We start from the raw sequence: 14,206 nt of genomic DNA on the forward strand, positions 1-14,206 counted from the left end.
ATCCGGCCTCGTCAGCCGACGCCGAGCGCCTTCAACTTCCTGTGCAAGGCCGACCGTTCCATGCCGACGAACTCGGCTGTGCGAGAAATATTTCCTGAAAAACGGCTGATCTGTGCGATCAAATAGTCGCGCTCGAACACTTCGCGCGCCTCGCGCAGCGGCAGGCCCATGATGTGCTCGCCATTGTTGCTGGTCGGCATGGCCGGCACCATCGAGCCGACGTCCTGCGGCAGCATGTCCGCGGTGATGATCACCTCGGGGCCGCCGGCGGCCAGAATCATGACCCGCTCGACGTTGTTGCGGAGCTGGCGCACATTGCCCGGCCAGACATGCGATTGCAGCACCGCCATCGCATCCTGCCCGATCTGCCGCTTGGGCAGACCGCTGCCGGCCGAGATCTGCTCCATGAAATAGTCGATCAATTCGGGAATGTCCTCGCGCCGCTCCGACAGCGCGGGCACGCGGATCGGCACCACCGAAAGCCGGTGATAGAGGTCCTCGCGGAAATGGCCGGCAGCGATCTCCTCTTCGAGATTGCGCGCGGTGGAGGAGATGATGCGCACGTCGACCTGCACCTTGGCGGTGCCGCCGACGCGCTGGAACGACTGCTCGACCAGCACGCGCAGGATCTTGTTCTGGGTCTCGCGCGGCATGTCCGCGATCTCGTCGATGAACAGCGTGCCGCCATGCGCCTCTTCGAGCGCGCCGGGCTTGCGCGGCTGCTCGCCGTTGGACTGCTCGACGCCGAACAGCTCGTGCTCCATGCGGTCGGGCGTGATCGCGGCAGCGTTGATGACGACGAACGGACCGTCGGCGCGGCCCGAAGCCGTATGCAGCGTGCGCGCTGTCAGCTCCTTGCCGGCGCCGGCGGGGCCGACGATCAGGATACGGCTGTTGGCCTTCGCGGCGCGCTCGATGGTCTGGCGCAGCTGGTTCATGCTGGGCGAGCGGCCGACGAGCTGGCTGGCGCTCGGCGCGAGTTGCTTCAGCTCCTTGACCTCGCGCTTGAGCCGCGAATTCTCCAGTGCACGGGTTGCGACCAGGATCAGCCGGTCCGCCTTGAACGGCTTCTCGATGAAGTCGTAGGCGCCGCGCTTGATCGCGGCGACCGCGGTCTCGATGTTGCCGTGGCCGGAGATCATCACGACCGGCAGATCGGCATTGTCTTTCTTGACCTGCTCCAAGAGCTGCAGGCCGTCGAGCTTGGAGCCCTGGAGCCAGATGTCGAGGAATACGAGGTGCGGCCTGCGATTGGCGATTTCGGCCAAAGCCGTATCGCTGTCGCGTGCGGTCCGCGTGACGAAACCCTCGTCCTCGAGAATGCCCGCAACGAGATCCCGAATATCGGCCTCATCATCGACAATCAGAATTTCACTTGCCATGGGTCGCGCCTGTTCTTGTCAGTTGCCTGTTGAGGCTTCGATTTTCGTTGAATCATTGGTCTTTTCAGCCGGCTCTTTGGTTTCGGCCGACGGCTCATTTGTTTCTTGCGCCTGGTCCTTGACAGGGACGCTGGCCGCGTCCTTGGCCGGCGGCGCGGCCGCTTCGGACTTCGCAGGCCCGCCTGAGATCGCAAAGCGCAAGCGCATCCAGGCGCCGCGCTGGCCCTCGCGGAAGTCCGAGGCGTCCTTCAGTTCGATGCGCCCGCCATGGTCCTCCAGCACGCGGCCGACGATGGCAAGGCCAAGGCCGGTGCCCTTGGCGCGCGTGGTCACGTAGGGTTCGAGCAGCCGCGAGCGCGCGACCTTGGGCAGGCCGATGCCGTTGTCGATGACGTCGATCAGCACGTCCGCGCCCTCGCGTGAGACCACGACGTCGATGCGGCCCTTTCCACCGTCTTTGCCGAGCTCCTCCGGCGGGACCTGCTCGATCGCCTCGGTGGCATTCTTGATGATGTTGGTGACTGCCTGGGAGATCAACCGCCGGTCGAACTGGGCGCGCAGCGGGTCTTCCTTGAATTCCGTCTCGATGTCGAGCTCGGGATGAGCGACCTTCATCAGGAACACGGCCTGCCGCACCGTGTCGGCGACGTCCTCGCCTTCCATCACCGGCTTGGGCATCCGCGCGAAGCGCGAAAACTCGTCGACCATGCGCCTGATATCGTCGACCTGGCGCACGATGGTGTCGGTGCACTGGTCGAATATCTGCTTGTCCTTGTCCTCGGTGATGCTCTTGCCAAACTTGCGGCGGATGCGCTCGGCCGAGAGCTGGATCGGCGTCAGCGGATTCTTGATCTCATGGGCGATGCGGCGCGCCACGTCGCCCCAGGCCGAGGTGCGCTGCGCCGAGACCAGCTCGGTGATGTCGTCGAGCGTGATGATGTAGCTGTCGTGCGGCTGGTTCTTCTCGGCGCTGACGCGGACCGAGAGGTTGCGCTCCTGCCCGTCGCGGCTAATCGTGATCTGGCCCTGCACCAGGCGCTGGGTCCCTTCCCGCGCCGTCTTCATCATCTCGTCGAGCTCGGGCAGCACGTCCGACAGCGGATGGCCGAGCGTTTCGGATTCGGCGTGTCCGATCAGCTTCTCGGCGGAACGGTTGAGAATGCCGACGCTGCCGGAGGCATCGACGCCGATGATGCCGGCGCTCGCCGAGGATAGCACGGCCTCGATGAAGCGGCGGCGGCTGTCGATGAGATCGCTGGCGTTGACGAGCTCGTCGCGCTGGCTGCGCAATTCCTGCGTCATCTTGTTGAAGGTCTCGCCGAGCTGCGCAAGGTCGCCTTCCGACTGATGCACCGGCACCTTCACATGCAGGTCACCGGTCGAGACGGTGTGGGCCGCGTTCATCAGCCGCCGGATCGGCGCCACCAGCGAGTTGGCGAAGTTGAGGCCGATCAGCACCGAGGCCATCAGGATCGTCAGCGCGATCACCGCGAACATCAGCGCAAAGGCGACCTGGATGCCGAGCCGGCGCGACTCGATCTGGGCGTATTCGGCGACGCTGAGCTCGGTCTGCTTGAGCTGGGCCACGACATTCGGATCGAGCGGCCGCGCGACGTAGAGGAAAGTGTCGCTGAAGGCGCGCAGGCGGATCACCGCGGCGACGTAGCTCGAATCCGGCAGCACCGCGATCTCGGGCTCGTTCTCGTTGACGTTGCTGAGGAAATCCGGCGCCGGCGGCGAATAAGCCAGCCGCATGCCGGTGTCGGCGGATTCAAGAATATTGGTGTTCTTGTCGATGATCATCGCGCCCGGCAGATTGCGCGAGCCGGCGCTGGCGGTCAGCATCTCGCGGAACGAGCGACGGTCCTGATCGTAGAGCGGCCTTGCATGGGCAATGTCGTTGGCCATGCCGATGATGTCGCCGCGGATCAGCTGCGCGTGGTCCTGCATGTAGGCGCGCGCGATCGTCAGCGAATTCTGGATGACCTCCTTGGTCGGGCCGGAGAACAGCCGGTCGAGGCCGCGCTCGATGGTGACGTTGGCAACGACGGCGACCAGAACCGCCGGCAGCACGGCGACGATCGAGAACAGGCTGACGATCTGGACGTGGAGGCGCGCCGCTGCCCGTCCGCGGCGGCGGGCCAGGATCAGCTGCCAGAGTTCCCGGACGATGATGCCGACCAGCAGCAGGATCGTGGCGGCGTTGATCAGATAGAATGAACGGACCACCTCCGGCGTCGGGTCGATCTGCGTCAGGCCGGTCAGGACAAGGAACGTCAGGAGCGCCGACAGCAGCGCCATGGCCACGGCAAGCGGCGCCAGCCAGCGCCGCACCGACCAACGCCGGGGCTCTTCCGCTGGGGCCGTGTCGAAGTGTGCGGCCGAGGTATCTGCGCTGGTCATTCCGGCAATGGATGGTTGAAAACGGGGGCCGCGGCGGGGCGGATACTGATGTATTCGTACCACATTGTTGCCGAGACACTACAGCGCCAAATAGCCACGTAAACTCAGCAACTTACCAAATTCAACTTCTTCTTTTGGCCACGATTTACCAAAACGGCAGTTGGGATTCGATGGCCATTCTCATTGGGATCTTGGGTCTTGGTCGGTCTTGTACTGCTGGCTACGGGATCGGCGCCTTGCATGCCTGTCGGCGTAGTCGCCCGCTATCGTGTCGGAACTGAGGAATAAGGCCCGATCATTGTTCGCAGTGGGAACCCTGATAGTCGCGCGCTCATGACTTCTATGCTGACTTTCGGATTGATCTCTGGGTTGGCTTGGCTGGCAACGGCCCTGGTTGCCCCGTCCGCTCCCTTCGCTGCGCCCGCACGACCGCCGTTCTGATCCCGCTCGTCCCTTGAACCGCCCCACCGCGGCGCGCGTCGTTCAAAGGAGAACCATCGGAATAGATAACTTGCCAACCCAAGGCCAGCGCCGCCGGCAGAGCACCGGGGCCAATGCGGCACATCCGGCGGGGAACCGCCTCAGGCGGAAGGAGGGCTATATTTTCAAGAAGATGGGCGAACCCCAGCTTGGGAACGGTCCGAGATTCGATCTCCTGTGCGCCCTCCACTATCCCGGATGAAACATGTAGACATGCTTTCTAACAAAAAGACATAATCCCTCACGGGACGATCGCCGCCGAGCAGCGGGATTTGCCGGCACGTCCCGTTAGCAATCACAGGCGGTTTCCAGCTTGCGTCGCATGCGAGCCGGACCGAGGGGGCATCTTTGGGGTACGTGCGATTTCTGCTGGCCGCGATCGTTGCGGCCTATCACACCGGCTTCTACACAATTCTTCAAACGGTCGGCGCGCTCGCCGCGGTGGAGGCATTCTTCCTCATCAGTGGCTTCTACATGGCCGCTGCCTATGTGCGCTATTACCGCGATAGTCCGGTTGCGTTCTGGGCGAGCCGGTACAGCCGCCTCTACCCGTTCTACGCCCTCGCTCTCGTGCTGACCTACCCCGTCCATCGTTGGTTTCCGTACAACAACGAGATGCAGCTCTTCAGCTTCTTTGCTGCACCGGATCGATCCTGGCTGATCAACTTCTCGATGCTCGGGCTCGACATGTACTCAGTCAATGAGCGAGAGCATCATCTGCTGCTCGTCCCGCAGGCCTGGTCGATCGGCGCCGAGTTGATCTTCTACGTGCTGGTGCCGCTGATGGTGCGGCTTCGCCCGACAATCCTCGCGGTCCTGACGATTCTGGCATTTGCCGGCAAGGCGGCACTCCTGACCTATGTCGGTTGGCGCTGGGCCTACTACCCGTTCTTCGGGCAAATCGGCTTCTTCCTCCTCGGCGTCTGGCTGTATTTCATGCGCGACTGGCTGACCTGGCCGAAATTCGTGGCCTACACGCTGGCGGCGCTCTACACCATCTATGTCCTCGCGGCCGACTTCGCCGACGTGGACCTACACGCCGGCGCACTCAACACTGTCGCACTGACGGTTGCCACGGCGATCATCACGCCGACGCTCTTCAAGCACATGAACGGACGGATCTCGACACTGCTCGGCGATCTCTCCTATGGCGTGTACCTGATCCACATGCTGGTCATTCAAATCGGAATCGGCCTCAAGTGGATCGACCTCTCGGCGACCGACACAAGGGTCGTATTGTTCCAGGTCGCCTGGGTCATCGTGGTCTCGTCCCTCACCGCACTCGGCTTCGAGATTTTCGTCCAGAAGGGCATCGATGTCTGGCGGCGAAAACGATTCTATAGCGCTCCAAAGCCTGTGGCGAACCGCGCAAGTCCGGATGGCACATCACCATCTTACGCAATCGACAGACTTTCGATCGCCCTCGCGGCTGAACCAACCGGGCCGGCCAACAAGCACCAGTGATGCCCGCGCCGTTGTACTGCGCCAGTTAGTAGGCAGTACCGGCTGCCGCAAACCAATCTGAGGTCATTCCTTCGGGGGCGCTCGCGGCGCGAGGTTCGCGATGGGGCCGGTCTTGACATCGACGGTCGCTATCTGGTCGATCAGTGCCGCTGCATCGCAGGACGTCAGCAGACACGCAAAGTAGCTCTTTGCCAGCCCGTAGTTGTTCAGGAGCGGCATGGTCGGAACGAAAGTAATTGTCGCTTGCGGTCCCCAAGGATCGATGTTGCGGAACGACGAGCCGTCAGTGCGAGAGGCGTCGTCGATTTCCTGGAGGACGGAGGGGCGCTCGTGCGAACCGGTAAAGGCAAGCTGCGGGTGCGGTCCCCAGACCAGGTGTAATGCGCCGGTCAGCTCCGGAATTCCGTAATAGGTGTGCCACAGATTGTCGAGAAATCCGTCGGAGAGATCGAACACGGCCGCAGGCGGTTCTCGATAGGCCCTGCGCAGATTGTCCATCAGCGCTTCCAGTCTCAGCCAGCGCGCTTGCTGGTTGATATATCCACTCCAGAGCGCGCTTATGCTGACGGACATGACGATTGCCACGAGGCCGTAGCCGATAAAGCGGGGTATCGCAACGAGGCCGAGGCTTCGCACGAAGGCCACCAGCAGCAGCGCACTTGGAATGCCGAAGAGAATGAGATGGCGCGATCCGAAGAAATGTCCGTCCGGCTGAACGCCCGAAACGAGATAGGGAAGCGCGCAAAGCGGAAAGACGACGACGGCCGCAAGGAGTGGCCAGATGACCGCCAGCGCCGAACTGCCCGACACGGCGCTCCGCAGGCTGCGATTTCGGGCCAGCAGTGCAACGAGCATCACGGCCATCAGCAACGCAAGCGCAAGCGCGGTCGGCGCGTCCCGCATCAGCTCGAGACCCTGCCTGATCACCTTGCGAACGCCGAAGATCCAGAATGCGTTCAGTCCGGCGGCCAATTCGCCGAGGTTTGGCAGCCTTGGCATGTAGTAGGCCTTGTAGGGGCCCATCTTGGGAAAGAAGTGGTTGATCGACACCCAGTAGACGATCGGCAAGGCGATGAAATCGGGGAAATCCTTGATCGCGCCGGCGATCCGCGAGCGCACCGAATAGGGTTGTGCCTGATCGCTGCGGCTCTGCACGAAGACGATGGCGAAGAGGCCGATCGCATAGGCGGCCATCATCGAGTTCAGAGAGAAGCTGCAAAAAATGGCGACGAGAGCGCCAGCACGCACCCCGATACGGCGATCTCCGGACCCGGACAGGATCGAGAGCAGGTTCAGTCCGAGACAGAGCAGTGCGAAGCTGAAGAGATAGCACGCGAGCAGTTTGGCCGCCCAGCTCTGGTAGCCGGCATAGCTCCAGACCAGGAAGGCGAACATTGCGGCCTCGAAGTCGGAAAAGACGCGCAGCCGCAGAAGCAGGCTGCGCAGGCTCAACGCGCCGATCACGATCGCCGCAATCGCGAGCAGCTTCATGAACGTTGCCGGATGGCCCGACAGGTTGGCCAGCGTGACGTAGACAAAGAGAAAGGGGTGCCCGGCGCCGTGAATGAGAAAATCGGTGTCGGCGGGGTAGTCCGGCGTGATGCGAAACATCAGCCAGTCGTCCATATAGAAACCGTCGTTGAAGACGAGCAGGACGTGAACGAGCAGCAGCGCAACTATCAGGATCAGTGGATCCCGGCGCCGCGACAGCGGACTTTGCATTGACATTTTTGGAGAGGGATTTCAGTTCGTCGCGGGTGGTGTGATCGAAGCTTTGATTTCTTCCGCCGTGGCGAAAAATTCAGGACAAGGATTCAAAGCATTGTGGCGAACTGAACGCAACTATAACTTGCTCGCATTCTGCTGGAACGGGCGAGTGCATCCGGATTCACTGCCCCTCGCCGCTCAAGAAGATGCTCGACATTATGACGCGCTCTGACGCGGTCTACATTTTCACCAGTCGAGCGCCGGGCCAATATCAAGCGGGTGAAGTGAGCGGGGGCAGCACGTCAGCGATTCGGCGCGCATATTCGCGGGATGAGCGAGCCAAAATACGAAGTCACCAAGATCGCCGATGGGGTCTATGCGGTTGAATCCGAGACCTCGATGACGGCACTGTTGTTGTTCAAGAGAGCTTCTCCAGCGAGCAAGACGCCCTCGATTGGGCTTGGGAGCAGCGCCGCAAGGCCAGGTATGACGGCCGATGGCCAGAACGTGAGTCCGACGAGTGATGCGCGTGGCGAGTGACCGGCCAGCGGCCTGGTAAAACGTGGGAACGGATGACGAAAACTGGTAAAATGGGCCTCTGGTAAGTCGTTGAATTTGCTGTAAACCCGTAAAAATTGCCGAATTGCGACAATTCCGCGGCGTCTGTCCCGGGCCAGGCCGACGCATCCACAGCGCCCTTCAAGCGGAAGCAGATGCCCCGGAACAGAATCTGGCCATTCCGGCTTGACCCGGATGGACAGGTTCTTTCTCGCGATCATGGTGTCGGCCGTGCTGCTGCTGATCGTGGCCTCTGACCTTCTGGTCAACGGCCCGAGCCGGCAGGACAAGGCGGCAGAAATGGCCAATATCACGCCGCTTTCAGCTCGCCTGATCCGGTAGCTCCGCGTCCTCCGCCGAAATTGCAGCGAGAGCGCGGAACGTTCGGTCCGATCCGGACTTTGCTCACCGCGTCAGCCACAACGGCCAGCGCGATCCGGACAGGCTCAGCTCCGCTTGGTAGGGGAGCTGAGCCACCGTCCGCGAGGAACTAGCCCCCGCTGCGATAGACCTGGATGTCGAGATCTCGGATCTTCTTGCGCAGCGTGTTGCGGTTGAGGCCGAGCAGGTCGGCGGCCCGGATCTGGTTGCCACGGGTGGCGGCGAGCGCCGCCGTGAGCAGCGGAATCTCGATCTCCTTGAGAATGCGGTGATAGAGCCCGGGCGGCGGCACGCCGTTGGGAAAGCCCTGGAAGTGCGAGGACAGATAGGCCTCCACCGCGCCGCCGAGATTGTCGACGCCCTGCTGGACCGCCGCTCCCGGACTGACCGAGGGCGGGGCAAGCTCGCCATCGATAACGGAGGCGGTGATCACGTCCTGCGGATAGAGCGCGGCAAGGCGCCGGGCGAGGTTCTCGAGTTCGCGGACGTTGCCGGGCCAGCGGTGCTGCTTCATCCGCTCCAGCGCCAGCGCATCGAGCTTCTTCGGCGGCAGGCCGTCCTTCTCGGCCAGCGTGAAGAAGTGCCGCACCAGGTCCGGCAGATCTTCGATGCGCTCGCGCAAGGGCGGCAGCCGCAGCGGCACGACGTTGAGGCGGAAGAACAGGTCTTCGCGGAACAGCCCCTGCTGAATCAGGACGCGCAAATCCTTGTTGGAGGCCGCGACGATGCGCACGTCGGTCTTGATCGGGGTACGGCCGCCGACCGTGGTGTACTCGCCCTGCTGCAGCACGCGCAGCAGTCGCGTCTGCGCCTCCATCGGCATGTCGCCGATCTCGTCCAGGAACAGCGTGCCGCCCTCGGCCTGCTCGAACCGGCCGGAGGCACGGGTGTTGGCGCCGGTGAAGGCGCCGCGCTCATGGCCGAACAGCTCGGACTCGATGAGGTCGCGCGGGATCGCCGCCATGTTGACGGCGACGAACGGGCCGTTGCGGCGCTTGCCGTAATCGTGCAGCGCGCGCGCCACCAGCTCCTTGCCGGTGCCGGACTCGCCGGTGATCATCACGGTGAGGTCGGTCTGCATCAGCCGCGCCAGCACGCGGTAGATTTCCTGCATCGCGGGCGAGCGGCCGACCAGCGGGATCGCCTCCATTTCGGCGTCCTCGTCCGGGGTCGAGACCCGTTCCTTCGGCTCGGCCAGCGCGCGGCCGACGATGGCGATCAGTTCCTTCAGGTCGAAGGGCTTTGGCAGATATTCGTAGGCGCCGCGCTCGGAGGCGCGGATCGCCGTCATGAACGTGTTTTGCGCGCTCATGACGATGACAGGCAGATTCGGCCGCATCTTCTTGATACGAGGCAGCAGGTCGAAGGCGTTTTCATCCGGCATCACCACGTCGGTGATGACGAGATCGCCCTCCCCCTGGCTGACCCATCGCCATAGCGTGGCGGCGTTGCCGGTCAGCCTGACTTCATATCCGGCCCGGGAAAGTGCCTGATTGAGAACCGTGCGGATGGCGGTGTCGTCATCAGCTACGAGAATGCTACCTGCGGGCATTGTTGATCCTCATTTTGCCCCCTGTGATGCAGACGACGACTTCCCGGCAGAGCCGTCGCGACTGCTGTGATCGGCGGTTTTGACCGATGTCGAGTACATCGGCATCAGCACGCGGAAGTTGGTTTTGCGCGGCTGAGACTCGCATTCGATGATGCCCCCGTGATCGCCGACGATCTTGGCGACCAGCGCCAGACCGAGGCCAGAGCCGGTCTGCTTGGTGGTCACGAAGGGGTCGAACAAATTGGGCAGAAGGTCGTCCGGCACGCCTGGTCCATTGTCCCTCACGCAGAATTCCAGCGGCAGGGATACCCGGGTTTTTTGACCGGGGACTGACAGGCGCACACCCGGGCGAAATGCGGTGGTGAGCTGAATCTCGGCGTCAGGGACGTCGATCAGCGCTTCGGCGGCGTTCTTCACCAGATTGAGGAACACCTGGATCAGCTGGTCCTGGTTCGCCAGCACCGGCGGCAGCGAGGGATCGTAGTCCTCGATGAAGCGGATATTGCGGGCAAAGCCCGACTGCGCCAGCCGCTTGACGTGATCGAGCACCGAATGGATGTTGACGGGACCGCGCATCACGGGCCGTTCGTCGCCGAACACCTCCATGCGATCGACCAGCGTCACGATGCGGTCGGCCTCGTCGCAGATCAGCCGCGTCAGCATGCGATCTTCGGAGGACGCTTGCTGTTCAAGAAGCTGGGCTGCGCCGCGGATGCCGGAGAGCGGGTTCTTGATCTCATGCGCCAGCATCGCGGCCAGCGCGATCACCGAGCGCGCGGCGCTGCGATGGGTGAGCTGGCGGTCCATCTTGTCGGCGATGGAGCGCTCCTGGAGCATTACCACGATATGGCCGGGCCGGTCGGTCATCGGGGCGACGTGCAAATCGACCTGGCGGTCGCCTCCCATGCGTGGCGTGCCGAGGTCGACCTTGTATTCGTTGACCGGCGAGTTCGACGAGCGCACCTGATCGATCAGCGCCAGCAACGGGCTGCCGAACGGCACCAGCTCTTTCAGCGACTGCCGCTTCAAGAACTGCGTCGAAATCTCGAAAAAGGCTTCGGTCGCGATATTGGCGCCAACGATCTTGCCGTCCGGCCCGATCATCAGCACGGGGTTCGGCAAGGCATCGAGGATTGCGTCGCTGTCGGACGGCCGGCGATGTTCAGCGGCTGAGCTCATACAGCAGCGCTCCATGCGAAGTCGTCGAAAGCATCCTGCAGCGACTGGTGGACGAGGCGCGGATCCTCGGAGGTGAGGATTTTCTGACGCCAGGCCTTCAGCTTCTCGACCGGCGCGCCGCTGGCATCGGCGGCAACATCGAGCGCCCAGCCGAGATGTTTTCGCGCGTGCCTGAGGCCAATGCGCAGACCATAGAGCGCGCAGACACCTTCATAGAGCGTGCGAACGTAGTGCAGCTGGATCTCGAGCGACGGAATGGCTTCAACGGCTCCGCCCTTGAGGCGGCGGCCAATCTCGCCGGGCAGCCAGGGCTGCCCTTGCGCGCCGCGACCGATCATCACGGCATCAGCGCCGGAGGCCTCTAACGCGGCGAGCGCCTTCTCGAAGCTGGTGATGTCGCCATTGACGACCAGCGGAATGGAGATGGCCTCGCGAACAGCACGGATCGCATCCCAATCGGCTTCGCCCTTGTAGAACTGGCAACGGGTGCGGCCATGCACGGTCACGAGTTTGACGCCGGCAGCTTCCGCGCGGCGCGCCAATTCCGGCGCGTTGCGGTTGCGGTCGTCCCAGCCGAGCCGCATCTTCAGCGTCACCGGCACCTTCACCGCGGCGATGGTCGCATCGATCAGGCTGACCGCGTGATCGAGGTCACGCATCAGAGCCGAGCCGGACTGGCCGCCGGTGACGTGACGGGCCGGACAGCCCATGTTGATGTCGATGATGTCGGCGCCCTCGGCCTCCGCGATGCGGGCGCCTTCGGCCATCCAATGCGCCTCGCAGCCGGCGAGCTGGACCACATGCGGGCCGATTCCGGTCGCTTCGCAGCGCAACCGGGACATCCGGTGACCGTTGGCGAGCTCGTCGCTGGCGGTCATTTCGGAGACGACGAGACCGGCGCCAAGCTCGGCGGCTAGCCGGCGGACGGGCGAGTCGGTGACCCCCGACATCGGCGCCAGGAAGACCGGGGTAGCGACATCGATATCGCCTATTTTCAACGGCTTAGAGCCTGATACTGCCGAGCCGGTCACAGGGGTCCCGTTGTATGGGCAGGGCCTCATCGCATCTGCCATGACCTATCTTGCGCACAATTCTTGTGCAGTCAAGCACCATGCCTACAGTTTAGACAGTTCTCTAAATCTTTCAAGTGCAGTGCAGCAAAGTGCTATCTCCCACAATCCGGAGAAACCCCCTTTTTTTGCGGGCCTGCCGTGCTAGAGGCATTCCAACAATCACCCTCCCCGACTCCATTCATCAGCAACTGAGTATTTGAGTCCTATGGCGAAACCACAGCGCACCGCAGTCGTCCTCGTCGCGGCCGGACGTGGCCTGCGCGCAGGCGCCGGCGGGCCGAAGCAGTATCGGACGATCGGCGGCGTGCCCGTGATCCATCGCGCCATGGAAGCCTTCAGCCGCCACCCCGACGTGTTTGCGGTGCAGCCGGTGGTGAACCCCGACGACAGCGCCATGTTCACGGCAGCGGTCGCAGGCCTCAAGCACGAGGCGCCGGCCAGTGGCGGTGCGACGCGGCAAGCTTCGGTGCTCGCCGGTCTCGAAGCGCTGGCGAAGCACGCGCCGGACATCGTCCTGATCCACGACGCCGCGCGGCCCTTCGTCAAGGCAGGCGTGATCTCACGCGCGATCGATGCGGCGAGCCGCACCGGCGCTGCGATCCCCGTCGTTGCCGTCACCGACACCATCAAGGTCACTGGCGAGAGCGGCGATGTCCAGGACACGCCGGACCGGGCGTCCTTGCGAATCGCCCAGACGCCGCAATCCTTTCGCTTCGACGTCATCCTCGAGGCGCATCGTCGCGCGGCAAAGGAGGGACGCAGCGATTTCACCGACGATGCCGCGATTGCCGAATGGGCGGGATTGACGGTTGCAACCTTTGAAGGCGATGTTGCCAACATGAAGCTCACCACTCCCGAGGATTTCGTGCGCGAGGAAGCGCGCCTGGCAAGCCTGCTCGGCGACATCAGGACCGGGACCGGCTATGACGTCCATGCCTTCGGCGAAGGCGACCACGTCATGCTCTGCGGCGTGCGCGTGCCGCACAGCAAGGGTTTTCTGGCGCATTCTGACGGCGACGTCGGCCTGCATGCACTGGTGGATGCCATCCTCGGCGCGCTGGCCGATGGCGACATCGGCTCACACTTCCCGCCGACCGATGCGAAGTGGAAGGGCGCCTCCTCCGACCAGTTTTTGAAATACGCCATCGAGCGTGTCACGCAGCGCGGCGGCCGTGTCGCCAATCTCGAGGTCACGATGATCTGCGAGCGGCCGAAGATCGGCCCGCTGCGCGACACCATGCGCGCGCGCATCGCGGAGATTTCCGGCGTCGACATCTCGCGCGTCGCGGTGAAGGCGACGACCAGCGAGCGGCTCGGCTTCACCGGCCGCGAGGAAGGCATCGCGGCCACCGCGAGCGCCACCATCCGCCTTCCGTGGAGCGCATAGGACATGGCCGGCAGCGACGCACGCGCCCTCTCCCGCTCGCTGCTCGATCTGTGCCGGATGCGCAAGCTGACGATTGCGACGGCGGAGTCCTGCACCGGCGGGCTCGTTGCCGCCGCTCTGACCGACATTCCCGGCTCATCTGACGTGATCGATCGCGGCTTCGTCACCTATTCCAACGACGCCAAGCGCGCGATGCTGGGACTCGAAGCCAGCACGCTCGCCAATTTCGGCGCCGTCAGCAAGGAAACTGCGACTGCCATGGCGATCGGTGCGCTGGAGCGCGCCGACGTCGATCTCGCGGTCGCCATCACCGGCATTGCCGGCCCGGGCGGCGCCACGCCGGGCAAGCCGGTGGGTCTCGTGCATTTTGCCGCCGCAGCGCGCGACGGCCGCATCATCCATCGCGAGCATCGCTTCGGCGCGATCGGCCGCAGCGCGGTGCGCGCCCGCTCGGTGGTCGAGGCGCTGCGCATGCTGATGGACCTCGCCCGCGGCCCGCAAGTTCAGGCCAAGCCGCAACGCGCCGCCGCCAGCCGCCTGCGCCCGCGCGTGACCCGCTCGCCGCGCCGGCATGCGGTGAAGCGCAGGCCGCCACGCTCGCCGCGGGGATGATTTCGCGGCCCGGATGGAGCGAACGGAA

General features: G+C 63.7%; 10 protein-coding genes. 4 read left to right on the forward strand and 6 right to left on the reverse strand.

Annotated elements, in window-relative coordinates; all coding sequences use genetic code 11:
- Positions 1–11: 11 nt before the first annotated feature.
- Together JJB99_RS19785 and JJB99_RS19790 are read right to left on the reverse strand one after the other, a co-directional pair.
- A complete protein-coding gene (locus tag JJB99_RS19785) occupies positions 12–1,382 on the reverse strand; it encodes a sigma-54-dependent transcriptional regulator (RefSeq protein WP_200494013.1) in 1,371 nt (456 codons plus the stop codon).
- Between the two features lie 18 nt (positions 1,383–1,400).
- Entirely contained in the window at positions 1,401–3,785 is a 2,385-nt protein-coding gene (locus tag JJB99_RS19790; RefSeq protein WP_200494014.1) for a sensor histidine kinase, read from the reverse strand.
- Between the two features lie 837 nt (positions 3,786–4,622).
- Between JJB99_RS19790 and JJB99_RS19795 the strand changes: the two genes are divergently transcribed.
- Positions 4,623–5,729: an acyltransferase family protein gene (locus JJB99_RS19795; protein ID WP_200494015.1), complete on the forward strand. Its 1,107-nt coding sequence runs from the start codon at positions 4,623–4,625 to the stop codon at positions 5,727–5,729.
- A 63-nt stretch (positions 5,730–5,792) separates the two neighbouring features.
- Here the strand turns inward: JJB99_RS19795 and JJB99_RS19800 are convergent, their stop codons facing one another.
- Positions 5,793–7,451 (reverse strand): hypothetical protein, encoded by a 1,659-nt coding sequence (locus tag JJB99_RS19800; RefSeq protein WP_200494016.1) that lies wholly within the window; start codon positions 7,449–7,451, stop codon positions 5,793–5,795.
- A 738-nt stretch (positions 7,452–8,189) separates the two neighbouring features.
- Between JJB99_RS19800 and JJB99_RS19805 the strand changes: the two genes are divergently transcribed.
- Positions 8,190–8,336 carry a hypothetical protein gene (locus JJB99_RS19805; protein WP_200500451.1) on the forward strand — a complete coding sequence of 49 codons (147 nt, stop codon included), beginning with the start codon at positions 8,190–8,192 and terminating at the stop codon, positions 8,334–8,336.
- A gap of 148 nt (positions 8,337–8,484) precedes the next feature.
- On the opposite strand, the gene ntrC is transcribed toward JJB99_RS19805, so the two are convergent.
- From ntrC to dusB, 3 genes are read right to left on the reverse strand one after another with little or no spacing between them, the layout of a single operon-like run.
- Positions 8,485–9,927 carry a nitrogen regulation protein NR(I) gene (gene ntrC, locus JJB99_RS19810; protein WP_200494017.1) on the reverse strand — a complete coding sequence of 481 codons (1,443 nt, stop codon included), beginning with the start codon at positions 9,925–9,927 and terminating at the stop codon, positions 8,485–8,487.
- Positions 9,928–9,936: 9 nt separating this feature from the next.
- On the reverse strand, positions 9,937–11,106 hold the full coding sequence (locus tag JJB99_RS19815) for a two-component system sensor histidine kinase NtrB (RefSeq protein ID WP_200494018.1): 1,170 nt from the start codon (positions 11,104–11,106) through the stop codon (positions 9,937–9,939).
- Positions 11,103–12,104, reverse strand: coding sequence for a tRNA dihydrouridine synthase DusB (gene dusB / locus JJB99_RS19820; RefSeq protein ID WP_200494019.1), 1,002 nt, complete (start codon positions 12,102–12,104; stop codon positions 11,103–11,105). The genes JJB99_RS19815 and dusB overlap by 4 nt, the downstream gene beginning before the upstream one ends.
- 280 nt (positions 12,105–12,384) lie before the next feature.
- On the opposite strand from dusB, the gene JJB99_RS19825 reads away from it, so the two are divergent.
- Positions 12,385–13,566, forward strand: a complete 1,182-nt coding sequence (locus JJB99_RS19825) for a bifunctional 2-C-methyl-D-erythritol 4-phosphate cytidylyltransferase/2-C-methyl-D-erythritol 2,4-cyclodiphosphate synthase (RefSeq protein WP_200494020.1) — start codon at positions 12,385–12,387, stop codon at positions 13,564–13,566.
- A gap of 3 nt (positions 13,567–13,569) precedes the next feature.
- Positions 13,570–14,178: a CinA family protein gene (locus tag JJB99_RS19830; RefSeq protein ID WP_200494021.1), complete on the forward strand. Its 609-nt coding sequence runs from the start codon at positions 13,570–13,572 to the stop codon at positions 14,176–14,178.
- Positions 14,179–14,206: the final 28 nt, after the last annotated feature.

This window comes from Bradyrhizobium diazoefficiens, assembly GCF_016616235.1.
Classification (GTDB): Bacteria; Pseudomonadota; Alphaproteobacteria; order Rhizobiales; family Xanthobacteraceae; genus Bradyrhizobium; species Bradyrhizobium diazoefficiens_H.

Bases quoted from the DNA above. Each gene is read 5' to 3' on its own strand.
- JJB99_RS19790 (WP_200494014.1), bottom strand. From the start codon at position 3,785: ATGACCAGCGCAGATACCTCGGCCGCACACTTCGACACGGCCCCAGCG.
- ntrC (WP_200494017.1), bottom strand. From the start codon at position 9,927: ATGCCCGCAGGTAGCATTCTCGTAGCTGATGACGACACCGCCATCCGC.
- JJB99_RS19825 (WP_200494020.1), top strand. From the start codon at position 12,385: ATGGCGAAACCACAGCGCACCGCAGTCGTCCTCGTCGCGGCCGGACGT.
- JJB99_RS19805 (WP_200500451.1), top strand. From the start codon at position 8,190: ATGGACAGGTTCTTTCTCGCGATCATGGTGTCGGCCGTGCTGCTGCTG.
- JJB99_RS19800 (WP_200494016.1), bottom strand. From the start codon at position 7,451: ATGCAAAGTCCGCTGTCGCGGCGCCGGGATCCACTGATCCTGATAGTT.
- JJB99_RS19785 (WP_200494013.1), bottom strand. From the start codon at position 1,382: ATGGCAAGTGAAATTCTGATTGTCGATGATGAGGCCGATATTCGGGAT.
- JJB99_RS19830 (WP_200494021.1), top strand. From the start codon at position 13,570: ATGGCCGGCAGCGACGCACGCGCCCTCTCCCGCTCGCTGCTCGATCTG.
- JJB99_RS19815 (WP_200494018.1), bottom strand. From the start codon at position 11,106: ATGAGCTCAGCCGCTGAACATCGCCGGCCGTCCGACAGCGACGCAATC.